This window comes from Flavobacterium sp. UM26, from assembly GCF_057922445.1.
The window spans coordinates 40482-66308 of the sequence record NZ_JBVHCY010000003.1; the positions used below are offsets into that span (position 1 = coordinate 40482).

Genomic DNA, 25827 nt, shown 5'->3' on the forward strand with positions numbered 1-25827 from the left:
GTTTATTCGGCTACTTTTTTTAGTTTATTCAAGTCTTTAATGGCGATTTTTTTGCCCACTAATTCAATCAAGCCGCTTTTGTTGAATTCGGATAAAATACGAATACAGCTTTCGGTTGCAGTACCAATCATACCTGCTAATTCTTCTCTAGAAAGTTGGATTTTCAAGGTATTATCAGCATTTTTTCCAAAAGTCTCTTGTAGGTAAATTAAGGTTTCGGCTAATCTGTTTTTTACTGTTTTTTGAGCCATAGAGACTACATGTAAATCAGACTCTTTCAAATCTCCACAAATACTTTTCATCATTCCTAATGAGAATTGATTGTTTTTATTGAAGAAATTCAAAATTTCAGATTTTGGAATAAAACATACTTCCATATCTTCAAGTGCAACTGCTGTTAAATTGGCTGGTTCGTCACTAACCATCGAACGCTGACCTAAAAGTTCGCCCGCTTTAACGAGTTTAACAATTTGATCTTTTCCGTTAGTGCTTAGTTTAGAAAGTTTACAAAAACCTTCTTTGATGCAATACACACCATTTATGGTTTCTCCTTCTTCAAAAATAGGTTCTCCTTTTTTTATAGTATAGGAAGTTTTACAGCTAGCAATTTTTAATAATTCTTCTTTATTTAGTGCTTTTAAAGAACTAAATTCACGTACAATACAGTGCTCACATTTACTCATTTGTGCTTGGAATAATTTTCGGCAAAAATAAGCAAATTTATGACAAAAATCATATTTTTAGGTTAATCAATTTGTAACCTTTGCGGCACTTTAACAGTAACAATAAAATATGGAAAAACAAAATTGTTTTCACTGCGGCTTAGACATTGAGAAGGCTGAAGAAATCCATTTCGACACTAAAGTTTTTTGCTGCAACGGTTGTAAAACGGTTTATGAAATATTTAGTGCGAATGACCTTTCTTGCTATTATGATTTTGAACAATCACCTGGAGCAACACCTCTTGATATTGAAGGAAAATACGACTTTTTAGATAATCCAACCATTGTTACTAAGCTTCTAGATTTCCAAGAAGAAAACACCGAAATCATTACCTTAAATATTCCACATATTCATTGCAGTTCTTGTATTTGGATTTTAGAAAATCTGCAACGATTACAAACTGGAATCAATACTTCGCAGGTTAATTTCCCAGAGAAGAAAGTTAGAATCAATTACAATCCAAGTTTGGTAACGGTAAAAGATATTGTTTATCTTTTGAGTTCTATAGGTTACGAACCTTATATAAGTCTTGAAAATTATGAGACGGGTAAAGAAATTATCGATAGAAGTTTGACATATAAGTTAGGAGTAGCATTTTTTAGTTTTGGAAACATCATGTTGCTTTCTTTTCCTGAGTATTTCGAGGTTGAAGAATATTGGTTGGATCAATATCGAGGTTTTTTTCGTTGGTTGATTTTTGCCCTTTCTTTACCCAGTTTCTTTTATTCGGCAAGTGGATATTATGTCTCGGCTTATAAAAGTATTCGTTCCAAAATGCTCAACATTGATATTCCAATTGCGCTTGGGATAGTGGTTATGTTTATCAGAAGTACTTTTGATATTATCATGGACTACGGTTCTGGATTTTTTGATAGTTTATGTGGGCTGATTTTTTTCATGCTTTTGGGGAAAATGTTTCAGATAAAAACCTATAGTTTTTTAAGTTTCGAAAGAGATTTTAAATCTTATTTCCCTATCGCTATAACTAGAATTAATCCTGATACTTCCGAAGAAAGTATACCTGTTTTTGATATCCAAAAAGGGGATCGTTTATTGATTCGTAATCAAGAGTTGATACCTGTTGATGGTATTTTAATTAGCGAAAAAGCAGAGATCGATTATAGTTTTGTTACGGGTGAAGCGATTCCGATTGTAAAAAGTTCAGGCGATAAGGTTTTTGCCGGAGGAAAACAAATAGGGAAAGTTATTGAAATGGAAGTCTTGCATTCTGTTTCTCAAAGTTATTTGACGCAATTGTGGAGCAATGATGTTTTTCAGAAGAAAGTCGAGCAAAAACACAAAACCATTACCGATGCGATTTCGCGTTATTTTACCCCTATTTTGTTATTGATTGCATTTGCAGGTTTTGGGTATTGGATATTTTTTGATGCCAATACTGCTTTCAATGTTTTCACAGCAGTTTTGATTGTTGCTTGTCCTTGTGCTTTGGCTTTGACCGCGCCATTTACTATGGGGAATGTGTTACGAATTATGGGAAAACAAAAGTTCTATCTCAAAAATGCTTTGGTAATAGAACAATTGGCCAAAGTCGATACTATAGTTTTTGATAAAACAGGGACTATAACGACCAATAAAAAATCAAATATTAGTTATAAGGGTATCGAGTTGAGCGTTGAAGAACAAGCTTTGATTAAAAGTGTTTTAAGAGCTTCTAACCATCCTTTGAGTAGAATGCTCTATGACTTTTTACCTGAAACCAAAAGAGAAAAGGTCATTCTTTTTGATGAAATTCCGGGAAAAGGAATTCAAGCCAAGATTTTTGACAGGCAAATTCAAATTGGTTCCGCTTCTTTTGTGGGCAAAGTACAAGAGGAAGGGTTACAGCTAACCGCGGTTCATATTAAAATTGATGAGGTATACTATGGTCATTTTGTGTTTAATAATGAATATCGAACGGGTTTAGAGGATTTATTTCAAGTATTGAACAATAAATATGAAATAAAGATTTTATCGGGAGATAACGAAGGCGAAAGACCTACTTTACAAAAATTACTTCCTATGGGCGTGGAATTGGTTTTTAATCAAAAGCCAGATGAAAAATTAGCTTTTATCAAACAATTGCAAGAGCAAGGTAAAAATGTGATGATGGTGGGTGATGGTTTAAATGATGCCGGAGCCTTAGCTCAAAGTAATGTTGGAATTTCAATTTCAGAGAATGTAAATGTGTTTTCACCAGCTTGTGATGCGATTCTCGATGCATCAGAATTTTTCAAATTAAACTACTTTTTAAACCTATCCAAAGACGCTATAAAAACCATAAAAATGAGCTTTGGATTGTCCTTATTGTATAATGTAGTAGGGCTATCATTTGCCATTACTGGAAACCTCTTGCCATTGGTTGCTGCCATCATTATGCCTCTGAGTACCATTACGATAGTGAGTTTTGTAACGATTATGAGTAATTACTACGCACGAAAAAAAACTAACAGTTTAAGGTAGTAATATTATTTTTTTTGCATAATTTTAACAAAACAAGATTAAATATGATAAAAGTCATATTTTGAAATTTTTCTTAAAGGTATTTTTGTCCATATAAAACTTATAGTATGAGTGTCATTTATCTTTTAATTTCCATCAGTATTTTTGTCGCTATAGGCTTTTTTGTTGCTTTTGTTATTGCAGTAAGAACCGGACAATACGATGACGATTACACCCCTTCTGTGCGAATGCTCTTTGATGATGAGTTAGCCAAAAAAAATCAAAAATCAACAATAACAAAAGAAAACTAATTTAATTATGGAAATGCAACAATTTTATTACGACAACAAAATTGTAAAGAAGTTCATTTACGCAACCATCGTTTTTGGAGTTGTGGGAATGCTTGTGGGCCTTATTTTGGCTTTTATGTTTCTGTTTCCAAACGTAACCGAGGGAATTTCTTGGTTAAGTTTTGGTAGATTGAGACCTTTACATACTAACGCTGTTATTTTTGCCTTTGTAGGAAATGCCATGTTTGCTGGTGTTTACTACTCTTTACAGCGATTACTAAAAGCCAGAATGTTTAGCGATTTTTTGAGTAATCTTAATTTTTGGGGTTGGCAGTTAATTATCGTTGCCGCAGCAGTCTCTTTGCCGTTAGGATACACTTCATCAAAAGAATATGCTGAGTTAGAGTGGCCAATTGATATTGCTATTGCGTTGATTTGGGTTGTTTTTGGTATCAATATGATTGGAACAATGCTCAAAAGAAGAGAGCGTCACTTGTATGTAGCGATTTGGTTTTACATAGCTACTTTTATTACCGTAGCTGTTTTACATATCTTCAATAGTTTAGAATTACCTATTTCAGCATTAAAAAGTTACTCAGTTTATGCTGGAGTTCAAGATGCTTTAGTACAATGGTGGTATGGTCACAATGCAGTAGCATTTTTCTTAACTACACCGTTCTTAGGATTGATGTACTATTTTGTGCCTAAAGTAGCCAATCGTCCTGTTTATTCTTATCGTTTATCAATCATTCACTTTTGGTCTCTGATTTTCTTATACATTTGGGCTGGACCACACCACTTATTGTATTCTGCATTGCCTACTTGGGCACAAAACCTAGGAGTAGTTTTCTCAGTAATGTTGATTGCTCCATCTTGGGGAGGTATGATTAATGGATTGTTGACTTTGAGAGGAGTTTGGGACAAAGTTAGAGTTGAGCCTGTTTTGAAATTCTTCGTAGTAGCAATGACGGGTTATGGTATGGCAACTTTTGAAGGACCAATGTTGTCTCTGAAAAATGTTAACGCTATTGCACACTATACGGATTGGATTATTGCACACGTACACGTAGGAGCCTTGGCTTGGAACGGATTTATGGCTTTTGGTATTATTTATTGGTTAATCCCAAGAATGTCAAAAGGGACTTTATACTCTACTAAATTGGCGAATTTCCACTTTTGGATTGGAACTTTAGGAATTATTCTTTATGCCTTACCAATGTATGTTGCAGGTTTCTTACAAGCTTCAATGTGGAAACAATTCAATCCTGATGGAACATTAACTTATGGAAACTTCTTAGAAACAGTAACTCAAATTATACCAATGTATTGGATGAGAGCTGTTGGTGGTACTTTATATTTAGCGGGAATGTTGGTGTTAGTGTATAACATTGTACAAACCGTGCGCAACAGCGACGCTATTGAAGATGAATTGGCTGAAGCTCCAGCGTTGCAGGAAGTAAGTAACAAACGCTTTAAAGGAGAAAAATACCATACTTGGTTAGAAAGAAGACCAATACAAATGGCAATTTTGGCTACAATAGCTATTTTAATTGGAGGTATTATTCAAATCGTTCCAACTATTATGGTTAAATCGAATATTCCAACCATAGCGAGTGTTAAACCTTATACTCCTCTAGAACTAGAAGGACGTGATTTGTACATCCGTGAAGGTTGTGTTAGCTGTCACTCTCAATCTGTTCGACCATTCAGAAGTGAGGTAGAACGTTATGGTCCTCAGGCCAAAGCAGGCGAATTTGTATACGATCATCCATTCCTTTGGGGATCAAAACGTACAGGTCCAGATTTGCAACGTGTTGGTCAAAAATACAACGATAACTGGCACTTTAACCATTTCTGGAGCCCGCAAAGTATTTCAGCAGGTTCTATTATGCCAAGTTACAAATGGTTGTTTGATAACAAACCTATGGACGTTTCTATGACTGAAAAGAAAATGAAAGCCATGGCTACCTTAGGAGTTCCATATACTGAGGAACAAATTGCAAACGGACAAAAAGATTTGAGAGCACAAGCTATCAAAATTGAAGAGAGCTTGAAAAATGATCCCGACTTCGTAAAAAGTTACGAGGAAAGTAAAAAGAAAGCAGAGGCAAGAGGGGAGAAATTTGTTCCGATGAACGAAAGAGAGATTGTAGCTTTGATTGCTTACATGCAACGTTTAGGTACTGATATCAAAGTAAAGGACAATAAATAAGAAAGACAATGTTTGAACAAATTAAACACAATATGGAGACAATTGCAGGGATTGCAATTTATCCAGTACTTTCATTATTGATTTTCTTTTTCTTCTTTGTAGGATTAGCTTTTTGGGTGTTTTCATATAAAAAAGAAACCATTCAAGAAATGAGCAATATTCCACTTGAAGACAATCCTTCTGTATAATTTTAAAGCGTAAAAAAATGAAAAAATTAATTCCAGTATACGTTAGGGTTCCCCTTATTTTCTTCGCTGTTTTTGGTGCGATGGAGTATTTTATCGACTCAGGGGATCGTCCTGCTTTTATAAAATTTCCAATGGTTTCGGTGTTCTTGTTTGTTTTTCTTTTCTTATTGATTGCCATCGAGATTACCGTTAGCGCTATTGATGCCATTACTTATAGTTTACTGACAGACGAGCAAAAAGCCAAATTAGAGGAAGCTTCTTCCGTAAGTTTAGGAGAAAGTGATTGGTACAAAAACCTAATGAAAAAATTGACCAAATCGGCTCCAATTGAAAAAGAAGGAGAGTTGCTTTTGGATCACGATTATGATGGTATTCGTGAGTTAGATAATAGCTTGCCACCATGGTGGGTGTATTTATTCTATACTTGTATTGTTTTTGCAGCTGTATATTTAATTCGTTATGAAATATTAGGTGCACCTGATCAAGAAACAGAATTGAAAAATGAAATCGCTCAAGCCAAAATTGAAGTGGCTGAATATATGAAAACAGCTCCTGATTTGATGGATGAGAAAACGGTTACTTTGTTGACTGATCCAGCTGAATTAGCTATTGGAAAAGAAATATTCACTACGAATTGTGTAGCTTGTCACCGTGCAGATGCAGGAGGACAAATTGGTCCAAACTTAACCGATGATCATTGGATTTTGGGGGGAGGAATCAAAAACGTTTTTCATACGATCATGAATGGTGGTCGTGACGGAAAAGGAATGATTTCTTGGAAAGGTACATTAAAACCAAAAGAAATGCAAAAAGTTGCGAGCTATATTTTATCGTTACAAGGTAGCAATCCTAAAGATGCTAAAGCTCCCGAAGGAGAAATATGGGTAGATGATGCTGCTCCAAAAGCAGATGGTGCCGCTGCTCCAGTTGCTGTAGCGAAAGATAGCACTCAAGTTAAATAATATAATTCAAATAATTATATAGCCTGTGTCAAAGTGTTTTGCTTTGACACAGTCGTTTTAAAAGTCTATTAAAATCAAAAAACCATGGCAGTTTTACCTGATGAATCTTTTAGAGATAGTATTGCAACTATCGATAAAGAAGGCAATAGAAAGTATATTTATCCCAAAAAACCTTCGGGTAAATTTTACGACTATCGCAAATGGTTGAGTTATTTTTTGTTGATTATTCTTGTTGCCAATCCATTCATAAAAATAAATGGCAATCAGTTTATGATGTTCAATGTTCTAGAACGTCGTTTTAATATTTTTAGCTTTCCATTTTGGCCGCAAGATTTCTATCTTTTTGTTTTGTTCATGATAGTGGGAGTAGTATTTGTAATACTATTTACTGTGATTTTTGGACGTATTTTTTGTGGATGGATTTGCCCTCAAACCATTTTCTTAGAAATGGTTTTTAGAAGAATAGAATATTGGATTGAAGGTGATCGCGGAGCTCAAATTCGGTTGGATAAGCAAGAGTGGAATGCCGATAAAATAAGAAAGAAAGTTACAAAATGGTTTATCTTTCTTTTGATTTCTTTCTTTATTGCCAACGTATTTTTGGCTTATTTGATAGGTAGTGATGTATTGATTCAAATGATTGAAGATGGGCCTAAAGGACATTTGAGCACTTTAATTTCTCTATTGATATTTACAGGAGTATTTTATTTTGTCTTCGCTTGGTTCAGAGAACAAGTTTGTATTATTGCTTGTCCATATGGTCGTTTACAAGGTGTTTTATTAGATAATAAATCAATAAATGTCGCTTATGATTTTGTGCGTGGTGAAAAAGAAAAAGGACGTGCAAAGTTTAATAAGCAAGAAGATAGAGCGACAACTGGAAAAGGGGACTGCATTGATTGTAAACAATGTATACACGTTTGTCCTACCGGAATTGATATTAGAAATGGAACTCAATTAGAGTGTATCAATTGTACTGCTTGTATTGACGAGTGTGATACAATTATGGAAAGTGTAGGCTTGCCAAAAGGATTAATTCGTTATGCTTCAGAGGATGAAATCGAGAAAAACGAAAAGTTCAAGTTTACAACTAGAATGAAAGGCTATAGTGCTGTGTTATTAATTTTAATTGGAATTCTCTCTGGATTGTTGTTTTTACGTGCAGAAATAGAAACGTCTATTTTACGCTTGCCTGGACAATTGTTTCAACACAAAGGGAATAACATCAGTAATGTGTATACCTTCAAAATCATCAATAAGTCCAATAATGAGATTAAAGATGTTCACTTTAAATTAAAAGATATTAAAGGAACATTGAATGTAGTGGGAAAACAAAATTTTGTGGTGCCAAGGCAAGGTATGAGTAGCGGAACGCTTTTTATCGAAATCAATAAATATTTATTAGAGAGCGATAAAACAAAAGTTGAAATAGAAGTTTATGAAGGTGATGAGTTAATTCAAACTACAGCGACCAATTTTTTAGGACCACGTAGTTTCGATTAGCACTATTTTTAATTATTAAATTATAAAAGATGAAATTAAAGTTAAATTGGGGGACATACATTGTAGTAGCTTTTGCTTTGTTTATGACGTTTATCCTCTACTTTGTTGTAAAAGTACAATCTGATTCTAAATACGATAATGACTTAGTGGTTGAAGAGTATTATAAACATGATATTCATTATCAAGAAGAAATGCAAAGAGTTCAAAATGCGCAAGATTTGCCTAATAAGCCTTTAGTAACACAATTAGAAAATGAAGTTACAATTACTTTTCCAGCGAACTTTGATCCTAAAAAAATTACGGGTACTGTAGCATTATACCGTCCTTCCAATAAGAAATTGGATTTTCAAGTAAAATTAGCTTTGGCAGAATCTGTTTTGCACATTCCCAAGACAAATCTTGTTGGAGGAAGTTGGGACATCAATATGGAATGGCAGTATGAAGGCAAAGCATATTTGACCAAAGAAACGATTTACATTAAGTAAGTGTTTAATACTTAAAGTTATCTTCAAATGCTTTATACCGCTTTTTTATTTGGATTAATAAGTAGCTTTCACTGTGTTGGAATGTGTGGACCTATAGCAATGCTTTTACCAGTAGATCGCACGAATCAGGCTAAGAAGGTAACTCAAATTTTGACCTATCATTTTGGTAGGCTCATAGCTTACGGAAGTATGGGATTGCTTTTTGGACTATTAGGCAAAGGCTTTTTTATGGCTGGAATTCAGCAAAAACTTTCTATTGTTATCGGTATCGTAATGATTGTAGTGGTTTTAATTCCAGAAAATATTTTTGCAAAGTACAATTTTTCAAAACCCATTTATCGATTAATTTCTAGTTTGAAGCAAAAACTAGGAAGTCAATTCAAGCAAAAAACGTACAAATCATTATTTACAATTGGTTTGTTTAATGGATTTCTACCCTGCGGAATGGTTTATGTAGCTTTGTTTGGTGCTATTGCTATGCAAAGTCCAGAGCTTGGCGTACTTTATATGTTGTTATTTGGATTGGGAACGATCCCTTTGATGAGTTCAGTAGTATATATCAACTCTTTCTTGACGCTGGCTGTTAGGAATAAAATTCAAAAGATAATTCCTTATGTTGCTGTTGTTATTGGTGTATTGTTTATTCTAAGAGGTTTAGGTTTAGGGATTCCATATATTTCGCCTAATACAACAAGCTTATTTGTGCAACAAAATCCCAATTGCCATTAAAGTAAGTTTATACAGTCATAGAAAAAAGCGCCGTTTCAGGTGCTTTTCTTTTTAATAGTAAGTCGAAAGCCATACATATATTACGAACAAAAGGTTTTCCAGCCTCTAAGACAGTTATTTTTTGATTCTTTATGGAAATTAGACCATCTTTTTGCATTTCTTCTAGTTGTGTAAGAACCTCAGGAAGTTCTTCAAAATATGTATTTTCATTTTTCCAAGAGGTTTGAAATTGACACATTAAATTAAGAATGTGTTGTCTGATGATTAAATCTTCTGGAGTTAAAATATGTCCACGATATACTGGTAATTCCTCTTTTTGTAAACAGTCATAGTATTCTTCGATGGTTTTGACATTTTGAGCAAAACTATACCAGCTGTCACTAATTGAGGATACACCTAAACCAATCATTAGTTGAGTTTTTGAGGAACTGTACCCCATAAAATTACGATGTAGTTTTTTGTTTTTGAAGGAATCAAAAAGACTATCTTCTTCTAGAGCAAAATGATCCATTCCAATCTCATGGTAACCATTTTTACTCAATAACTTTTTACCAACTTCATACAATTTACGTTTCTCTTCGTCTTTTGGAATGTCTGAATCTTTAAAACCTCTTTGTCCATTTCCTTTTATCCATGGTACATGCGCATAGCTATAAAATGCTAATCGATCAGGATGTAATGATTTTGTTTTCTCAATGGTATCAACGACATCTTCAAGTTTTTGAAACGGAAGACCAAAAATAATATCGTGACCTATTGAGGTATATCCAATTTCTTTGGCCCAAAAAGTTACTTTGGCTACATTATGAAAAGGTTGTATCCTATGGATGGCGTTTTGAACTTTTTCTGAATAATCTTGAACGCCAAAACTTACTCTTCGAAAACCTAAGTTATACAGTGATTGAAGTTGTGATTTAGTGGTGTTGTTTGGGTGGCCTTCAAAACTAAATTCATAGTTTGGAGCTTTATGTGCTTTATTTAAGATACCATGAATTAATTTTTCTAAATGTTCCGAAGAAAAGAAAGTGGGAGTACCTCCTCCTAAATGAATCTCTTTTATGAATGGTTTTTCTTTTAGTAGTTCACAATACAAATCCCATTCTTTTAATAATCCTTCGATGTAAGGATGCTCAACATTATGATTTTTTGTAATTCTTTTGTTGCATCCGCAAAAGGTGCAAAGACTTTCACAAAAAGGCAAATGAATGTATAAACTAATGCCTTCAGTAGAATTACTTTCTTTGAATGAGCGTTTTAGTGTTTCTATCCATAAGTTTTTAGAAAAAAGCAATTCATTCCAATACGGTACCGTTGGGTAACTAGTATATCTAGGTCCTGGCACGTTGTATTTTTGAATTAGATTTTTTTTCATAATTAACTTAAATTTAGACTACAAAAATATCTGTTATTGCTCCCCAAGGAAATGATATTTATCATAAACACTAAAAAACTGAGAAAAGAATAAAAAAAATCTTTCCTCAGTTGTTAATTATGTATGCATTATGCTGTTATACCAATAAAGAATTAATCTTTTGTCTCCAGTTTTTGGCTAGTTTTTCATCTTCAAAAAGACAGATTTGATTGATAGGATCGAATTTTGCATCATAAACAGTAAAAACTTCTTTTTTATTGATATGTTTATACAACAACTCAAATTCAATTTTTACTGTTTTATTTGTTTTCGGATCTGTTGTGTAAAGCATGTGACAGCCTACGATTTGATTTAAATCAAAGAATTTATAGAACGTTTCTTTAGGGTTAAAATCAATAAAAAGAAAAGCTTTATTCTTTTTGTCAATCGAAAAAACTTTCTTGTTCTGCTTTTCGGTTTCTTCAAAATCTAAGGTATTATTTGGATTATGAAGGGCTTGTATTGCTTTAATTTTCTTTTTGTTGTTGTTGTTTCCTCTTATAACAAAGTATAGAGGTATGGCTATTAAAAGGGTTATTACTAAACCAATAATTGTTACTGCTGTATCCATGCTTTTTTGTTTTAAATGGTAAATAATGAAACACTGAAATTCATTTTTGAAAATCAGTTTTGCGATACAAAGAGTATCTAATTGCAATTATTTCAATGCTATCACCAAAAATAATGGACAGGAAAGAGTAAAAATGATACGAAAGGTATTCTATTAATGTTTTTCGAAGAAAATGCTTTAGCAACAACTTCTTCGGTTTTTACAATTTTAAGCGTAAAAAAAAGCGCACTGAATATGGCAAAATTTGGTGTATGAAAACGGTTACTTAAACCTGTAAAATGAACAGTTGTCGGCTGAATGAAATAAGATGAGTTGACAAACTGTTGTTGTAAATTTGTAGCCTTTTGTGTTGCTTCAATTGAAACATTCTGACTTTTGTTTTCGCTTTGTGCAAGACAAAACAGAAACAATAATCCTGAAAGCAATACTATTTTACGCAAGAAAGTCATTTGACAAAACTACAATTCTCTTGCTTCTTTGGATAACTAATAGACTTAAATGATTGTTAATTCTTTAGAGCACAGATAAAAAAAATCCTCAATTTTTTCACATTGAGGATTTAAGTAATTATTGTTCTAAATTTAAATTTTTGAGTTGTTGCAGTTTTTCTTTCCACACTTCAAGACTTTCTTTGTGAATAGCGATATTTTTTCTCACCTCAAGCACGATTGAATTTTCTTTCTTCGAGTTTTTTGTATTGGTAAAGAACTGAATGTTGTTTTCTAATTGAAAGATTTCGTTTTGGACTTCTTCAATTTTACGCATTAAGAAAATCTTTTCGTTATCTAACTTACGTATGTCATTACTTTCGGATAAGTTTTCCATACGGTTAGAAAAACGCATCATATCGGTTTCCTTTTTGCTAAGACTCAACTTTTCGAACAAGGCGTCTAAGATTTTATTGAATTTACCTTCAATATGTCTTCTTGGGAAAGGAACCTTTCCAAAGTTTTTCCATGTTTCGATGTGTTTTTTTATTGCATCCAAATCGGTTTTGTGATCTCCAGTAAGTTGAAATTCTTTGAGGGTTTCTAAGTACGCTTTTTTATTTTCGAAAGCTGCAATTTCCTCGCTGTTTTCTTCATTGCGGTGCTCCTTTACTTTTGCAAAATAATGATTACACGCTTCTTTGAATTCATTCCAAATTTTATCGGAATATTTTCTTGGTACGTGACCAATTTGTTTCCACTCTTCTTGAATTTGTTTCATTATTGGAGTAGTGGTTGCAAAATCTTCACTCTCTTGTAGTTCTTTGGCCTTAGTCACCAAAGCTATTTTTTTATTTAAATTCTCAGTTTGGTCTTTTTTGATATCCTTATAGAACGAATTTTTGAAACTATTAAAGTTTCTTACCGCTGTCTTAAAAGCAGCCCAAGTTGCTTCATTTACATCAGAAGGTACTTTTCCAGCTGTGAAAAAGGCATTTCTTAACGCTTCTACTTTTTCTATTTGTATCAACCATTGAGCGTGTGCATTGACTTTTTCAGTAGCTAATTGTTCAATCTTTGCAATGATTTCTTTTTTTGTTGCTAAGTTTTCTAGCTCTGATCCTCTTTGTTTTTCGAACAATTTTTCACGTTTGTCGTGCATTTGTTTAGTCAATTCACTAAACTTATTCCAAATTTCATCACGGTGTTCTTTGGAAACAGGACCAATATCTTCTTTCCAGATTCTATGTAGATCTTGTAATTCACGGAATGCTTTATTGATATCTTCTTCAAGAAGTAATTCCTCGACTCTAGCAATAATTTTGAGTTTTAAATCCAAGTTGTGTTTAAAATCAATATCTCTTGCTTCACGATCTAAATGCAAATAATCATAAAAATTTTCTACATGAAAATGATAGTTGTTCCAAACGTGGTTGTATTTGTCCTTAGGGATTGGTCCAGCATTTTTCCAACGCTCTCTTAAGTCATTAAAATGTTTTAGCGTGTCTTTGATATTAGCTTGCGGATCAATAAGGTTTTTAAGCTCTTCTACGATGGCTAATCTCGTTTCTAAATTGCTCTTTAAACTAGTTTGTAGACTCTTAAAATGAGCATTTTTATTCTCTTTGAATTGTGTGTAATATTGATCAAACTTGCTTTTTAAGGGGAAATGATATTCAAACGTTTCGTTTGGATCAGTATTTTCTGCTAGAAATTCCTCTTTTTTCTCTTCTAAAAGATGATGATATTTCGCCAAGAACGCTTTTTTTATCTCCTCAACATGTTCTTTGATAGACATTACTTTTTCAGTAGTGACTAATCGTTTTAGTTCATTTACAAGCGTTTCCATGTCCAATGCTTCATAGTCAAGCATAGGAATATCGTGACGTTCTTTAATAGTTTCATCTTCGCTTTCTTCTGCATTGGTATTAGCAATGGCATCCAAAATAGTTTGATTCTCAGTGAAAGATTCTTCTGAGCTTGATGCAGGAATTGTGTCACTATCAAGGTTGCTTTCGATAGTGTTTTGGTTATCAATAGATTCTGATAATTGGCTTCCATCTGCATCGGGCAGGTTATCATGCTTTTCTTCTAACATTTTATGAAATGTTTAGGGTTAATTTTTAAGAATGCGAAAGGTACTAAAGGATTGGCTAATTGCAAAATTTTTCCTTAGTTTATAGCGATTATCCTTTAAAAAAAGTGCTTTTTTTTGTGATAATTTTATCGAAATTTATATTAATACAAAATAACAACTCCAAGTTCAATACCATAATTGTATGATTTTTGCCCTCCGAAACCTACACTTGGATGAATGTAAAACAAAGAATCGGGGGTTAGTTTTCTGCCGAATTCTACAAATGCACTATTTTGAAAACCTTGTCTAGTCTCGTTGTAACGAAAAGCAATGTTTGAACTGACCCAATTTTTAGCAAAAGAATACACTAAAGTACTCTCAAGTACAGTTGTTCGAATATCAGCTCTATTTTTTGAGCCAGCAAAACTAAATTGATATTCTAGGTCTGAAATCAACAGCAGTTTTTTGTTGGTATCGATATACGTTCCATAAAAAATAGCTGGTGAAATTACCCATTTTCCAGAACCAAAGTTAGGGTTGTTTGCAGAATTCGAAGCTATTTTAACCCGAGTTGCTATACCTGATTTTTTTGTTAAATAGGGTATAAATGAAGTAGCGAAACTAAGGTCACCAAGCCCAGTTTTATTGTTGGTATTTGAATTTGTAGAAATCAAAGGAGCGTCAAAACGAATTGTCCAAGCGCGATTTCCAATGGGTTTTAAAATACGAAAATTAGTGGTGTTAAATGATCCGTTTTTAGTGTCTAAATACTCATTGAATAAAACTATCGTTTCTTTAAAATAAGTAAATCGAGCTTCAGAAAAAGGGTTTTGTTCGCTACGAATCGTTTTTTTGTCTTGAGCTTCCACAATGCCCGAGTAACAGCTTATAAAGTAAAAAACTAACAATAGCTTTCTCATAAAAAAATAAATTTATGTTGAGCTAATTTAGTTAAATATATTGATTGTTAGGTGTTTGTGGTTTGATTTTCAGTCTTGTTGTTGAAAAACATTTTCTATTTGCTTCAAAAACATAAAAAAAAACATCAAATGAATTCTTTTGATGTTTACTTTATGAATAATAAGAGTTTCTATTTATTCCAAATTCGCCAAGCTTTTTCGGCTTGAAGTATGAGCATTTCTAATCCGTTTTTGGTTTGGGCTCCACGTTTTTTGGCTTTCTTTAGAAAAACAGTTTCTGCGGGATTATAAATCAAATCATAAGCAATGTGCTTTTCTGTAAAGAACTCATAAGGAATATCCGGAAAGTTATCAGTATTTGGGCTGGTTCCTAATGGTGTGGTATTGATGATAATTGTATGGTTTTCAAATACGGTTTCATTTAATAAGTCGTAGCGGATAGTTTTTTCTTTGTTTTCTCTAGAAACAAAAGTATACAAAATGCCTAACTCGTCAAGAGCAAATGCAACACCTTTCGCAGCACCACCTGTGCCCAAAATCAGCGCTTTTGTGTGATGAGGTTGTAATAAGGGTTCTAATGATTTTTTGAATCCGTAATAGTCGGTATTATACCCTTTGAGTTTTCCGCTTTTTGTGAATTTAATCGTATTTACGGCGCCTATTACTGATGCTTTTTTTGAAATTTTATCCAAAAAAGGGAGTATAGCTTCTTTATAGGGTATGGTAACGTTTAGTCCTCTTAGATCGGGATTGTTTTTGATTAATTCGGTAAAATAGTTAATGTCTTCAATGTCAAAATTTTCATAAGTATAGCCCTCAAAAATTGGGTCTTTGAACTTTTCTGTAAAATGACCTTTAGAAAATGAATAGCTTATATTGCGTCCGAGTAATCCAAAACGCATCTTTAAAGAATCAATCATTGTTATTTTTTGTGTTTTGCTATATAGTTTTGAACCATTTTTCGGTTCCAAACTACTGGAAATAAATCTTCTATTAAAATGTAGTTATCGAAGTTAAGTCGTAGAGCATTGTTTAAATGGGTTTTTCCTTTACTTTCTTCTTGAATCATAAGATATAGTCCAGCTAATCGGTACTCTATCTCATTTTCTTCTGGGAAAAATTCGGCAGCTTGTAACAAAGTTTGTATGGCTGTTTCAAATTCACCTAAAAATTGCAAAATATCAACCCAAAACAACCAAGTGTCCAATTGATAATCGCCAAATTCTACTGCTTTTCGATATCCAAATTCTGCTTCCTCAAAGAAGTTCATTTGTTTGTTTATAGTGGCATAGCGTTTCCAATACAAACGATTTTGATTGTCGATAGACAAAGCTTTATTCACAAAAAACAACGCTTTTTGGTAGTTTTTTTGACGCATGTAAAAATCAGTAATGGCAATCCAGCCTTTATCTAATAGCGGATCTTCATGAACCGTTTGGTTAAAAAATTTAAGCGCTAATGCTTTGTTTCCTAATTTTTCATAACATTTTCCAATACGAAGTAAGGCATATGAAGTTGCATCGTCTAATTCTATCGTTCTAGTGTAACTGACAATGGCTTCTTCGTATTTTTTTAGACGTTCTAAAGCTTTTGCTTTTTCCATAAAAGCGCCCAAGAATTCTTCGTCAATGAGTGTAGCGTAATCAAAAGCACGAATGGCGTTTTCGTATTCTTTTACGCTATAATGTAAACGTCCTAACTGATGCCAAGCAATTTCGCTGTAGGGATTTCTATCGATGTATTTGATGAGATAGGCTATGGCTTCTTGGTTTTGATCTAAAAATTCAAAACAATACACCACGTTATACAAAGCAGATTGATCTTCTATGTCTTCTTCTAAACATTGGATGAAGCTTTGTTTGGCTAATTCTAAATTATCCATAAACAAATATTCCATACCTATTAAGTTGTACACATCGGCGTAATCATCAGTGTATTTTAAGGCAATTTTAAGCTGTTCAACTGCTTTTTCGTGTTGGTCTCTTTTAGACCAAATATTTGCTTTTTGAATAAAAATTTCTTCGTTTGTTGGCTCAATCGCGTACAATTCGTTGAGCATTTTTTCAGCTAAATCTAATTTATCATCGTAAACCAACATCTCTACTTGGACAAGTTTTAGTCCAGTAGATTTAGGATGTTGATCTAGTGCTAGTTTTAAGGCTTTTTTTGCCAAGTTGGCTTTTCCCATATCAAGGTAATGAAGAATGATTTCTTCAAATTCCTCGGAGTCGAAAAAGAATACTTTGTTGGTTTTCAACATCGACTCAAATTTGGATAGCGATAAGCTGTAGTCTTCTTCTTCGTTGCTTAATTGCATACTTAAATTGTTTTTTGAGTTTGCCTTCTTAAAATTAGGCAACCTTACTGTTATTGTGAGGCTTTTTTGGAATTGTTGTGAACAATTTAATTAACATCCCTTACTTGAGTTAAGAAATATATCTTGGTTGGTTGTTTTGTTCAAACGATATTACAAATTTTTGCTTAAAGCGACTTCATTCATTACCTCAAGAATGATGGCGCAACCTTCTCTAATTTCTTCTTCTGAGATAGTTAGAGGAGGAGTGATTCGTATGGCACAGCCTTCAAAAAGTAACCAAAATAGAATTAATCCTCTGTCTTGACATTTTAGGATTACTTCGTTGGTGATTTCGGCGTGTTCCGTCATTGCCGCAAGCATCAATCCTTTTCCTCGGATTTCTTTTATCAAAGGATGTACCAAAAGACTTCTAAACAGTTTTTCTTTTTCTAAAGCGTCTGTCATAAGACTTGTCTCGGTAATTTCTTGCAAGGTTGCCAAACTAGCTGCCGCAATGACAGGGTGACCTCCAAATGTGGTAATGTGCCCCAATTTTGGGTCATGACTCAGTAAATCCATCATTTCTGGTGCTGCCGTAAATGCTCCAACCGGCATACCGCCGCCCATTCCTTTTCCCATAACTACTATATCAGGAACTACATCATAGTTTTGAAAGCCAAATAATTTACCTGTTCTTCCAAATCCGGGTTGAATTTCATCAACAATCATCATAGCACCAACTGCAGTGCATCGTTGTCTTACTTTTTTTAGAAAATCATTTTCTGGCTGAATGAAACCTGCACCACCTTGAATAGTTTCCAAAATGATTCCTGCAGTTTTAGTGGTTATTTTTTCTAAATCGGCTTCGTTATTGAAGGTAATAAAATCTACATCTGGAATTAAAGGACGAAAAATTTGCTTTCTTTCTTCGAAACCCATAACACTCATTGAACCCATAGTGTTTCCGTGATACGCATTATGGCATGAGATTAATTGGCTTCTACCGGTGGTTCTTCTTGCTAATTTTAAGGCACCCTCGATTGCCTCTGTGCCAGAATTGACTAGATATGTTTTTTTTAACGGTTCTGGTAGATGCTCCGCCAATAATTTGCAAAAAGCCACAGATGGACTTTGAGAATATTCACCATAAACCATTACGTGTGAATATTTATCTAATTGATTTTTGATTGCATCGTTCACTCTTTTGTTTTGGTGTCCCAAAGTACAAGCAGATACTCCGGCTACAAAATCTAGATATTTCTTGTTATTTGTATCGTAAATGTAGGAACCAATGGCATGCGAAACTTCCATTCCTAATGGGTAAGGTGAAGTTTGTGCTTGGTATTTGATAAAATCTGCATTCATTTTTAATTCTAATTTGTTGAAATAAAGAGTTTTAAATCTCCTTATTTGGGTGTTTTTTGAATACTTAAATCCCCTTTAGCTATTTTTTTGCTTTTGCTGAAGGTTTCTTTTTATCGTAATTCAATGTTTCTTTCCGAGGTTTTATTGGTACACCCGCTCGATCATTTGCTATTTTGGTTTGTTTGGCAATTTTTTCGTTATCAATATTTTCTTCTGGAGGAAAAATGTCTTCCTTTGATTTTATTCTTTCGTCTCCTCGCCAAACGAGTCCTTTTAGTTTTCGGGCATTTTCTGGAAGATCTTTCTCAGGAAAAATATCGCCATCTACTTCTTTAAAGAATGTGATAGTTTCGATTGCGTTTTTATCAAAAACAATATTAATTTTACTACTCTTGTTTTTATTGATTCCTATGAGTTCTTTATCGTCATTCCGCATATAGTAAATGACTTCGGTGTTTTTGATAATATCAACATCGTGGAGTTTTCCATCTTTGAATTTGCCGAATAGATTTTGCCCCTTTACTTGATTGTACCCTGTTCCCAAAGTATCTTTTGAGAGGATGAACGTATTATTGAGTACTTTTAAGGAATCTAATTTTTCGGTTTTAGAATCCCCAATCAAATGCATGATGTCGCCAGTAATTTGATTTTCTGCATTCCACAAAATCGGATTACCAATGAGTTTTGTCAAGGCTGTTTTTGTACTCGAATGAATAGAATCGCATTTGCCACTCATATCCGTTTTGTAGAAACGAACATTGTTGAAAGCTCTGATGATTCGATTGCCTTCTTTTCCGGTAACCATTAATTTTTTACCGTGAATATAGACAGAGTCGTTTTCTACAAAGTTAACCGCTACGGCACGTTTGGTCACAAACATAGAATCTTGCTTTTTGTAAACTTCTGCATAATGCCCTTTTACAATACCACGGTTGATAGAGTCAGTAATTTTTACGTTTCGTGTAGCGGATGCAAATTCTTTATTTCGGTCATAATACAAACTGTCTCCCCTGATTAATCTGTCGTCATATTTGATATAGGATTTATTCAAAAAATGCGCTAAATTTTTCTTAGTGTCATAAAACCCTTTCTCTGTGTAAATATAGTTGGCTTTGCTTGTTATAGTTGATGGACCCAGTAAATAGGAATGCCCCGAGTTACTATAATAATCCAAATGGTTGGATTTGATAACATAAGTGGGATTGGTAATTGTAACTGCTGTCAAAAATTGAAACTTCTTTTGTGTTACGTAATACCTCCCAGATTTACTTTTAAGTGTATTTTCTTTGTTGACAATGGTTCCGTTAGTATTGTAGAATACTTCTTGAGTATTGCGATCAAAATTAATAGTGTCGGTAGCCAAAGTTGCATCTGGTGAACTCATAACAGCATTTCCTGTGGCGAACGCTTTTTTTACGTTTCCATTGTATTCCGCATATTTACTGTTTAAAAACAAGGTATCTCCTTGTACTAACTGCACATTTCCAAAGGCTTTTATATAATTTTCTTTTTCAAAGTAGTAGGCTTTGTTGCATGTCATAACTACACCATCATGAATCATACGAACATTTCCAGTAAGCAATGCTGCATCAGGAGCCTCGATTTGATTAACGTTAAAAAAATCTGAATGTTCGACAACAATTTTCTTTGGAGCCTGAGCAAATAGGTGAGGAGTAATGCTAATTATCAAACAAAAACGGATAATAAATACTAGTTTCTTCAATGGGAAAAATTTTTGTCAAATTTATAAAAAACCAGCGTAGGATAGGTTTATTATAATCCATTTGTGTCTGTTAAAATTACTGTTAAAAACGCATTGTTTATATTTTTTAAATTACTAACAATTTTGTTTACTCTCACGTTGTAGTAGTGTAAAACAAAGAGAAGTAATTCTAAAGGTAATATTAAAACGGCATATTTTTAGGTCTTTTTTTGTAAATTTATAAATTCGAATAGTTATTTCTTCATTTTTCATAATTATGAGGAAATAGTAAAATTTATCTATCATGATTAAAAAAATAGCCTTAATTTTCTTTGCAGGCGCTCTGGTGCTAGCAACGGGATGCAAAACAAAAGATGTAAAAATGAATTCAGAAAAGAAAGCAACTACTGAAGAACACAAAAAGGTAGTATATCAGGTATTTACTCGTTTATTTGGGAATACCAACACAACCAATAAACCTTGGGGAACAATTGAAGAAAACGGAGTAGGTAAATTCAATGATTTTACAGATAAAGCTTTGAATGAAATTAAAGATTTAGGAGTAACTCATATTTGGTACACGGGAGTACCACATCATGCTTTGATTCGAGATTATACAGCTTATGGTATTTCTAATGACGATCCTGATGTAGTAAAGGGTAGAGCGGGATCACCTTATGCAGTTAAGGATTATTATAATGTAAATCCAGATTTGGCAGTCAATCCTGCCAATAGATTAGCCGAATTTGAAGCATTGATTGCAAGAACGCACAAGGCAGGAATGAAGGTAATTATTGATATTGTTCCTAACCACATTGCAAGAAAATATGAAGGAAAAAGCAATCCAAAAGGAGTTAAAGATTTTGGTGCAGATGACGATGTTAGCGTAGAATACAAAAGAGATAACAATTTTTATTACATTCCTAATACTCGTTTTGAAGTTCCAGATGCTCCGAAACCGCTCAATGGTGAAAATCATCCATTGTCAGATGGAAAATTTGATGAATTTCCTGCAAAATGGACAGGGAACGGCTCCAGAATGGCAAAACCCGACAAGAATGATTGGTACGAAACGGTAAAAGTTAATTACGGTATTCGTCCTGATGGAGGAAAAGATTTTCCTGAACTTCCAGCTGGTTTTGATAAAAAAGATTATAAAGAACATTTTGCTTTTTGGGCAGATAAAAATGTACCAAATTCATGGGTGAAATTCAAAGATATTGCCCTGTATTGGATAGCAAAAGGTGTTGATGGATTTCGTTATGACATGGCCGAGATGGTGCCTTACGAATTTTGGAGCTATATGAACTCAGCAATTAAAATGGCCAATCCAGATTCTTTTTTAATGGCAGAAGTATACAATCCAAGAGAATACAGAAATTATATTCATTTGGGTAAAATGGATTATTTGTACGACAAAGTTGAAACTTATGATAAATTAAAAGACGTAATTCAAGGTAGATCTTGGCCTGATGAAATTTCGGGAATTCAATATAACATGATGGATATCGAACATCATATGTTGCATTTCTTAGACAATCATGATGAACAACGTCTGGCTAGTCCTGAATTTGCTGGTAGTGGCGAAAGAGGAAAGCCTTTAATGGTGGTTTCAACTAGTTTGAGTTCTTCACCTACTATGATTTATTTCGGTCAAGAAGTAGGAGAACCTGGTAAAGAAGACGCCGGATTTGGAACGCATTCTAGAACATCTATTTTTGATTATATTGGAGTGCCCCATCATCAGCGTTGGATGAATAATGGTAAATTCGATGGAGGTCAATTATCTTCAAGCGAAAAAGAATTGCGAGATTTTTATAAACGTCTTTTAAATTTTTCATTAAAAAGTTCTGCTTTGATGGGAGCTTATCAAGAAATTCAAGGTGCTAATAGAAATATAGTTCAAGGATATGATAAAGATTTGTACACTTTTGCACGTTGGTCAAAGGATGAGCAATTGATTGTAGTAGCTAACTTTTCTTCGACTACAGCTAGTAGTTATGAGATGAGAGTTCCAGCTGATTTACTTGAAAAATGGAATGTAAAAGACGGCACGTATACTCTTGTAGATCAATTATATGGTAAATACAAAACAGAATTAAAAGTGACCAATGGAGAGGGTAGGGCTTCAATAGCTATCGCTCCGTCAGAATCTTTCATTTTAAAATTGCAATAAAAGTTAGTATTGTTTCATAAAAAAATGCTCCGTAATAGGAGCATTTTTTGTGGAGTTGATTTGTAAGCTCTAATCGAATAGATTTTCACTTACTAAATGTAATTTATTTTTTCTTAAAGGTGGCCTGATAATTTTCGTTGACTTTATTCCAATTAATCACATTAAAAAAGGCATCGATATAATTTTTTCGTTTGTATTGGTAATCAATATAATACGAATGCTCCCAAATATCTAATGCTAAAATAGGTTTCCCGTGATATCCAACTACTGGAACTAAAGGCATTAATGGATTGTCTTGATTTTGGGTGCTAGTGATTTGGAGTTTTCCTTCGCGATCTACAACCAACCAAACCCAACCCGAACCAAAATGCTTTGAAGCGGTGTTTTTAAATTGTTTTTCAAAATTTTCAAAAGACCCAAAGTCTTTAGTGATGGCTCCAGCCAATGTATCTTTTGGAACACCACCTCCCTTTGGTCCCATTATTTTCCAAAAAAGGCTGTGATTATAATATCCGCCTGCGTTATTTCGCATATCAGCATTATTGATATCTAGTTTATTTAGAACTTCTTCAATGGTTAAGTTTTCTAGAGGAGTTCCTTTTATGGCTTTATTTAAATTATTGGTGTATGTTAAGTAATGCTTTGAATAATGAAGTTCTAGTGCTAAGGCCGAAATAGATGGAGCTAAAGCATCATATTTATATGGAAGGGTTTCTATTTGAAAAGATCCGTCATCTGCTTTTACATCCTCTGGATTGCCTATGGTGATTTTTTGTTCTGCAGCTGGAAGAGGTACTTCAACTACTTCAACTAGTTCTTTTTTATTACAACTAGTCAACAAAAAAACGAATAAAAAAGAAGTTGTTAAAAAGAAAGAATTTCTCATGATTCACTATTTTTTAATAATTCGTTTACGGTTTCTATGTAAAGTGTTTTGGCTTCTTCTTGAGTTAAATGACTAATCTGAATCCATGCATTAGTTTTGAATGCATTTCTTAAATCAAAATTATTGTCATTTCTATTGTAATTAGAAGTGCCAAAAGTAGCTTGTTTGTAATAGGCATACAAACGCAACATTACATCTGGTGGTAATGGTTGTGTCATATTCGAAGCTTTGTCAAAAGCTTCTTGAAACTGCATGTCTAACTCTTCGTTGGTCATTATGCCTTGGTTGCAATGATGGTTTTACCTCCTACAGCTTTTTGATTCAACTCAACATTAATAGGGGTTCCCAAAGGTAAAAATAAATCTACTCTTGAGCCAAATTTTATAAAACCTGCATCCGTTCCTTGAATAACTTGCATGCCTTCTTGTGCATAATTAACAATTCTTTTTGCTAATGCTCCTGCAATTTGGCGGTATAAAATAGCTCCAAAAGTTTCATTTTCAACAACTATTGTCGTTCTTTCGTTTTCTTCACTGGCTTTTGGATGCCATGCTACAAGAAATTTACCAGGGTGATACTTGCTGAATTTAACAATACCACTAATGGCGTATCTTGTTACGTGTACGTTGATTGGAGACATGAAAATAGAAACCTGTAAGCGTTTGTCTTTAAAATATTCTCCCTCGTAAACCTCTTCAATTACTACAACTTTTCCGTCTACCGGCGATAAAATATGATTTTCATTCAAAATCATAGTGCGTTTTGGATTTCTGAAAAACTGCAATATGATAATCAAAAACACCAAAGTAGCAATTTGAATCGCCATTTTAATCCAATTTGTTTCAATAAAATAATCAGACAATAACAATACTACTGCTGTGAAAGTAGTTCCTAATAAAATGCTCGGGGTTCCTTCTTTATGAAACATAATTTAAAATTTGGTAAAATAAAAATATAATTGGCGCTACAAATATAACACTATCTAGTCGATCTAGAATGCCTCCGTGTCCAGGCATAATACTTCCGCTGTCTTTTACTTCTGCAATTCGTTTGAATTTGGATTCGATCAAGTCTCCAATTGTTCCCATAACACCAACAATTAAAGCAATTGATGTCCAGATCACTATCGATTTTTGACTAAATTCAGGTTTAGGTTCTATATATAATTTAGAAATTAAATAACCAGCAAATACTGCAAACGCAATACCGCCAAGGAATCCCTCAATTGTTTTCTTAGGTGAAATTTTTTCAAATAATTTGTGTTTACCCATTGATTTCCCTACGATGTATGCAAACGTATCATTGGTCCAAATCAAAATGAATAATCCGATAATGATTTTTGGATTGTAATCATTTATTCCAAAAGAAATTTTTGTAATAAAAATAAAAGGTAAAGTAATATAACCTAGCAAGTAGAGGTATTTTGAGGAAGTGCTAACTTTTTGAACAGAATCATAAAACAAAAAAAGAATGCATTTTATAGAAACTACAAGTGTTACGGCTAATAAGATTAAATCTAGCTGCTGAATATTTATAGTTAAATCTATTTGTGACTGAAATGCTCTATTAATAAATCCAGTAGTTTCGGTATTGTAATGACTTATCAAAGTTACGGTAGTGTAAATTAATAAGCCGAACAAGGTAGGTAGTATAGCTTTTAATTGTACTAATGAACAGAATTCAAATAAAGCAATTGTCAAAAAAATACCAAATAGTATAAAAAAACTTTCAGTAGAATACAGTATCGAAGCTAGTAATAAGAAAATGTATACTGCTCCAGATAGGGATCGTTTAAGCGTTTCATTCATTATTATAGATCCTCTAGTAGTATAAGGTATAAATTTTTGGCAGCACTTCCATACTGAGTAAAATCTTCTTCCTGAGCTTTTTCGAAATATTTTATGGTTGTAATATTACTAGGATATTCTTTTTTGTACTTGTTTTTGATTGCACTAAGAATTTCGCTTTTGCCAGGAATGATTTGACTAGTATAAGCAATTATTACCATGTTTACTGGTAATTCATTTGGTTTTTTTTGCTTGATTTGGTTAGAGGAAAACGAAATAGAACCTTCGTCAGAAACTAAATTTTCGCAAGTCGCCAATAAAAATTTTGGGTTTTGAGGTTTTTCGAAAAATATATTATTTTCTTTAAGCATTGGGAATAATGTTGGTTCGAAGCATAAGGCCTCGCTTTCAAACCAATCGTTTTCTTCTAAAATATTTTCGAATTGTTCTTTTACCTCGGCTATTGAGTCACAATACAGAAATTTTCCACCGTTCCTTTTAAAATTAAAGATAAACTGTTCATCAATAGGGATGTTTTGCTCAAAAGAGATTTTATTCACCTCTTTTTCTTCATCTGAATTTGTTTGACCAGAACTAAAAAATTTTCTGAAAAGACTCATATTGGGTTACTATTCTTAATAATCTATTGGAAATCGGTCAAAGATAAAAAAATCTTA

At 33.3% G+C, this 25827-nt stretch carries 24 protein-coding genes; 9 read left to right on the forward strand and 15 right to left on the reverse strand.

The window, feature by feature from the left end; genetic code table 11:
* Positions 1 to 2 precede the first annotated feature (2 nt).
* Positions 3 to 683, reverse strand: coding sequence for a Crp/Fnr family transcriptional regulator (locus tag ACZ1AQ_RS04595; RefSeq protein ID WP_489631773.1), 681 nt, complete (start codon positions 681 to 683; stop codon positions 3 to 5).
* Between the two features lie 109 nt (positions 684 to 792).
* On the opposite strand from ACZ1AQ_RS04595, the gene ACZ1AQ_RS04600 reads away from it, so the two are divergent.
* The 8 genes from ACZ1AQ_RS04600 (at position 793) to ACZ1AQ_RS04635 (ending at position 9531) form a co-directional block, all read left to right on the forward strand.
* Positions 793 to 3183, forward strand: a complete 2391-nt coding sequence (locus tag ACZ1AQ_RS04600; RefSeq protein ID WP_489631774.1) for a heavy metal translocating P-type ATPase — start codon at positions 793 to 795, stop codon at positions 3181 to 3183.
* Positions 3184 to 3290: 107 nt separating this feature from the next.
* Entirely contained in the window at positions 3291 to 3473 is a 183-nt protein-coding gene (ccoS, locus tag ACZ1AQ_RS04605; RefSeq protein WP_064715144.1) for a cbb3-type cytochrome oxidase assembly protein CcoS, read from the forward strand.
* A gap of 7 nt (positions 3474 to 3480) precedes the next feature.
* Complete coding sequence (gene ccoN / locus ACZ1AQ_RS04610) at positions 3481 to 5664, forward strand: cytochrome-c oxidase, cbb3-type subunit I (protein WP_489631775.1); 2184 nt, start codon at positions 3481 to 3483, stop codon at positions 5662 to 5664.
* 8 nt (positions 5665 to 5672) lie between these two features.
* Positions 5673 to 5852, forward strand: a complete 180-nt coding sequence (locus ACZ1AQ_RS04615) for a CcoQ/FixQ family Cbb3-type cytochrome c oxidase assembly chaperone (RefSeq protein ID WP_438060115.1) — start codon at positions 5673 to 5675, stop codon at positions 5850 to 5852.
* A 17-nt stretch (positions 5853 to 5869) separates the two neighbouring features.
* Complete coding sequence (locus tag ACZ1AQ_RS04620) at positions 5870 to 6814, forward strand: cbb3-type cytochrome c oxidase N-terminal domain-containing protein (RefSeq protein WP_489631776.1); 945 nt, start codon at positions 5870 to 5872, stop codon at positions 6812 to 6814.
* An 84-nt stretch (positions 6815 to 6898) separates the two neighbouring features.
* Positions 6899 to 8317 carry a cytochrome c oxidase accessory protein CcoG gene (gene ccoG / locus ACZ1AQ_RS04625; protein WP_489631777.1) on the forward strand — a complete coding sequence of 473 codons (1419 nt, stop codon included), beginning with the start codon at positions 6899 to 6901 and terminating at the stop codon, positions 8315 to 8317.
* 29 nt (positions 8318 to 8346) lie between these two features.
* Complete coding sequence (locus tag ACZ1AQ_RS04630) at positions 8347 to 8802, forward strand: FixH family protein (RefSeq protein ID WP_489631778.1); 456 nt, start codon at positions 8347 to 8349, stop codon at positions 8800 to 8802.
* A gap of 27 nt (positions 8803 to 8829) precedes the next feature.
* On the forward strand, positions 8830 to 9531 hold the full coding sequence (locus ACZ1AQ_RS04635) for a sulfite exporter TauE/SafE family protein (protein WP_489631779.1): 702 nt from the start codon (positions 8830 to 8832) through the stop codon (positions 9529 to 9531).
* Positions 9532 to 9538: 7 nt separating this feature from the next.
* On the opposite strand, the gene hemN is transcribed toward ACZ1AQ_RS04635, so the two are convergent.
* The 9 genes from hemN to ACZ1AQ_RS04680 all read right to left on the reverse strand — a co-directional run bounded on the left by hemN (position 9539) and on the right by ACZ1AQ_RS04680 (position 20322).
* Complete coding sequence (gene hemN / locus ACZ1AQ_RS04640; RefSeq protein ID WP_489631780.1) at positions 9539 to 10903, reverse strand: oxygen-independent coproporphyrinogen III oxidase; 1365 nt, start codon at positions 10901 to 10903, stop codon at positions 9539 to 9541.
* Between the two features lie 136 nt (positions 10904 to 11039).
* Positions 11040 to 11513 (reverse strand): hypothetical protein, encoded by a 474-nt coding sequence (locus tag ACZ1AQ_RS04645; RefSeq protein ID WP_489631781.1) that lies wholly within the window; start codon positions 11511 to 11513, stop codon positions 11040 to 11042.
* 101 nt (positions 11514 to 11614) lie between these two features.
* Positions 11615 to 11953 (reverse strand): hypothetical protein, encoded by a 339-nt coding sequence (locus ACZ1AQ_RS04650; protein WP_489631782.1) that lies wholly within the window; start codon positions 11951 to 11953, stop codon positions 11615 to 11617.
* A 127-nt stretch (positions 11954 to 12080) separates the two neighbouring features.
* Entirely contained in the window at positions 12081 to 14039 is a 1959-nt protein-coding gene (locus ACZ1AQ_RS04655) for a DUF349 domain-containing protein (RefSeq protein ID WP_489631783.1), read from the reverse strand.
* A 140-nt stretch (positions 14040 to 14179) separates the two neighbouring features.
* Positions 14180 to 14938 (reverse strand): lipid A phosphoethanolamine transferase, encoded by a 759-nt coding sequence (locus ACZ1AQ_RS04660; RefSeq protein ID WP_489631784.1) that lies wholly within the window; start codon positions 14936 to 14938, stop codon positions 14180 to 14182.
* 170 nt (positions 14939 to 15108) lie between these two features.
* On the reverse strand, positions 15109 to 15858 hold the full coding sequence (locus ACZ1AQ_RS04665; protein WP_489631785.1) for a shikimate dehydrogenase family protein: 750 nt from the start codon (positions 15856 to 15858) through the stop codon (positions 15109 to 15111).
* A gap of 2 nt (positions 15859 to 15860) precedes the next feature.
* On the reverse strand, positions 15861 to 17255 hold the full coding sequence (locus tag ACZ1AQ_RS04670; protein WP_489631786.1) for a tetratricopeptide repeat protein: 1395 nt from the start codon (positions 17253 to 17255) through the stop codon (positions 15861 to 15863).
* A gap of 150 nt (positions 17256 to 17405) precedes the next feature.
* Positions 17406 to 18599 carry an aspartate aminotransferase family protein gene (locus tag ACZ1AQ_RS04675; protein WP_489631787.1) on the reverse strand — a complete coding sequence of 398 codons (1194 nt, stop codon included), beginning with the start codon at positions 18597 to 18599 and terminating at the stop codon, positions 17406 to 17408.
* Positions 18600 to 18678: 79 nt separating this feature from the next.
* Positions 18679 to 20322, reverse strand: a complete 1644-nt coding sequence (locus ACZ1AQ_RS04680; protein WP_489631788.1) for an OstA-like protein — start codon at positions 20320 to 20322, stop codon at positions 18679 to 18681.
* A 283-nt stretch (positions 20323 to 20605) separates the two neighbouring features.
* Here ACZ1AQ_RS04680 and ACZ1AQ_RS04685 point away from each other — a divergent pair, with 283 nt between their 5' ends.
* Positions 20606 to 22477, forward strand: coding sequence for an alpha-amylase family protein (locus ACZ1AQ_RS04685; protein WP_489631789.1), 1872 nt, complete (start codon positions 20606 to 20608; stop codon positions 22475 to 22477).
* 103 nt (positions 22478 to 22580) lie between these two features.
* Here the strand turns inward: ACZ1AQ_RS04685 and ACZ1AQ_RS04690 are convergent, their stop codons facing one another.
* From ACZ1AQ_RS04690 to ACZ1AQ_RS04710, 5 genes are read right to left on the reverse strand one after another with little or no spacing between them, the layout of a single operon-like run.
* Positions 22581 to 23363: a superoxide dismutase gene (locus ACZ1AQ_RS04690; RefSeq protein ID WP_489631790.1), complete on the reverse strand. Its 783-nt coding sequence runs from the start codon at positions 23361 to 23363 to the stop codon at positions 22581 to 22583.
* Entirely contained in the window at positions 23360 to 23638 is a 279-nt protein-coding gene (locus tag ACZ1AQ_RS04695) for an acyl-CoA-binding protein (protein WP_489631791.1), read from the reverse strand. The genes ACZ1AQ_RS04690 and ACZ1AQ_RS04695 overlap by 4 nt, the downstream gene beginning before the upstream one ends.
* On the reverse strand, positions 23638 to 24291 hold the full coding sequence (locus ACZ1AQ_RS04700) for a phosphatidylserine decarboxylase family protein (RefSeq protein WP_489631792.1): 654 nt from the start codon (positions 24289 to 24291) through the stop codon (positions 23638 to 23640). Before ACZ1AQ_RS04700 ends, ACZ1AQ_RS04695 begins: the two co-directional genes overlap by 1 nt.
* Positions 24281 to 25171 carry a phosphatidate cytidylyltransferase gene (locus tag ACZ1AQ_RS04705; protein ID WP_489631793.1) on the reverse strand — a complete coding sequence of 297 codons (891 nt, stop codon included), beginning with the start codon at positions 25169 to 25171 and terminating at the stop codon, positions 24281 to 24283. The genes ACZ1AQ_RS04700 and ACZ1AQ_RS04705 overlap by 11 nt, the downstream gene beginning before the upstream one ends.
* 2 nt (positions 25172 to 25173) lie before the next feature.
* On the reverse strand, positions 25174 to 25770 hold the full coding sequence (locus tag ACZ1AQ_RS04710; RefSeq protein ID WP_489631794.1) for a lactate utilization protein B/C: 597 nt from the start codon (positions 25768 to 25770) through the stop codon (positions 25174 to 25176).
* Between the last annotated feature and the right edge of the window lie 57 nt (positions 25771 to 25827).

Coding starts and splice junctions, on each gene's coding strand:
- ACZ1AQ_RS04655 (WP_489631783.1), bottom strand. CDS start 14,039: ATGTTAGAAGAAAAGCATGATAACCTGCCCGATGCAGATGGAAGCCAA.
- ACZ1AQ_RS04620 (WP_489631776.1), top strand. CDS start 5,870: ATGAAAAAATTAATTCCAGTATACGTTAGGGTTCCCCTTATTTTCTTC.
- ACZ1AQ_RS04670 (WP_489631786.1), bottom strand. CDS start 17,255: ATGCAATTAAGCAACGAAGAAGAAGACTACAGCTTATCGCTATCCAAA.
- ACZ1AQ_RS04695 (WP_489631791.1), bottom strand. CDS start 23,638: ATGACCAACGAAGAGTTAGACATGCAGTTTCAAGAAGCTTTTGACAAA.
- ccoG (WP_489631777.1), top strand. CDS start 6,899: ATGGCAGTTTTACCTGATGAATCTTTTAGAGATAGTATTGCAACTATC.
- ACZ1AQ_RS04635 (WP_489631779.1), top strand. CDS start 8,830: ATGCTTTATACCGCTTTTTTATTTGGATTAATAAGTAGCTTTCACTGT.
- ACZ1AQ_RS04660 (WP_489631784.1), bottom strand. CDS start 14,938: ATGAGAAAGCTATTGTTAGTTTTTTACTTTATAAGCTGTTACTCGGGC.
- ACZ1AQ_RS04630 (WP_489631778.1), top strand. CDS start 8,347: ATGAAATTAAAGTTAAATTGGGGGACATACATTGTAGTAGCTTTTGCT.
- ACZ1AQ_RS04700 (WP_489631792.1), bottom strand. CDS start 24,291: ATGTTTCATAAAGAAGGAACCCCGAGCATTTTATTAGGAACTACTTTC.
- ACZ1AQ_RS04665 (WP_489631785.1), bottom strand. CDS start 15,858: ATGATTGATTCTTTAAAGATGCGTTTTGGATTACTCGGACGCAATATA.
- ACZ1AQ_RS04615 (WP_438060115.1), top strand. CDS start 5,673: ATGTTTGAACAAATTAAACACAATATGGAGACAATTGCAGGGATTGCA.
- ACZ1AQ_RS04645 (WP_489631781.1), bottom strand. CDS start 11,513: ATGGATACAGCAGTAACAATTATTGGTTTAGTAATAACCCTTTTAATA.
- ACZ1AQ_RS04675 (WP_489631787.1), bottom strand. CDS start 18,599: ATGAATGCAGATTTTATCAAATACCAAGCACAAACTTCACCTTACCCA.
- ACZ1AQ_RS04705 (WP_489631793.1), bottom strand. CDS start 25,171: ATGAATGAAACGCTTAAACGATCCCTATCTGGAGCAGTATACATTTTC.
- ACZ1AQ_RS04595 (WP_489631773.1), bottom strand. CDS start 683: ATGAGTAAATGTGAGCACTGTATTGTACGTGAATTTAGTTCTTTAAAA.
- ACZ1AQ_RS04600 (WP_489631774.1), top strand. CDS start 793: ATGGAAAAACAAAATTGTTTTCACTGCGGCTTAGACATTGAGAAGGCT.
- ACZ1AQ_RS04685 (WP_489631789.1), top strand. CDS start 20,606: ATGATTAAAAAAATAGCCTTAATTTTCTTTGCAGGCGCTCTGGTGCTA.
- ccoN (WP_489631775.1), top strand. CDS start 3,481: ATGGAAATGCAACAATTTTATTACGACAACAAAATTGTAAAGAAGTTC.
- ACZ1AQ_RS04690 (WP_489631790.1), bottom strand. CDS start 23,363: ATGAGAAATTCTTTCTTTTTAACAACTTCTTTTTTATTCGTTTTTTTG.
- ccoS (WP_064715144.1), top strand. CDS start 3,291: ATGAGTGTCATTTATCTTTTAATTTCCATCAGTATTTTTGTCGCTATA.
- hemN (WP_489631780.1), bottom strand. CDS start 10,903: ATGAAAAAAAATCTAATTCAAAAATACAACGTGCCAGGACCTAGATAT.
- ACZ1AQ_RS04710 (WP_489631794.1), bottom strand. CDS start 25,770: ATGAGTCTTTTCAGAAAATTTTTTAGTTCTGGTCAAACAAATTCAGAT.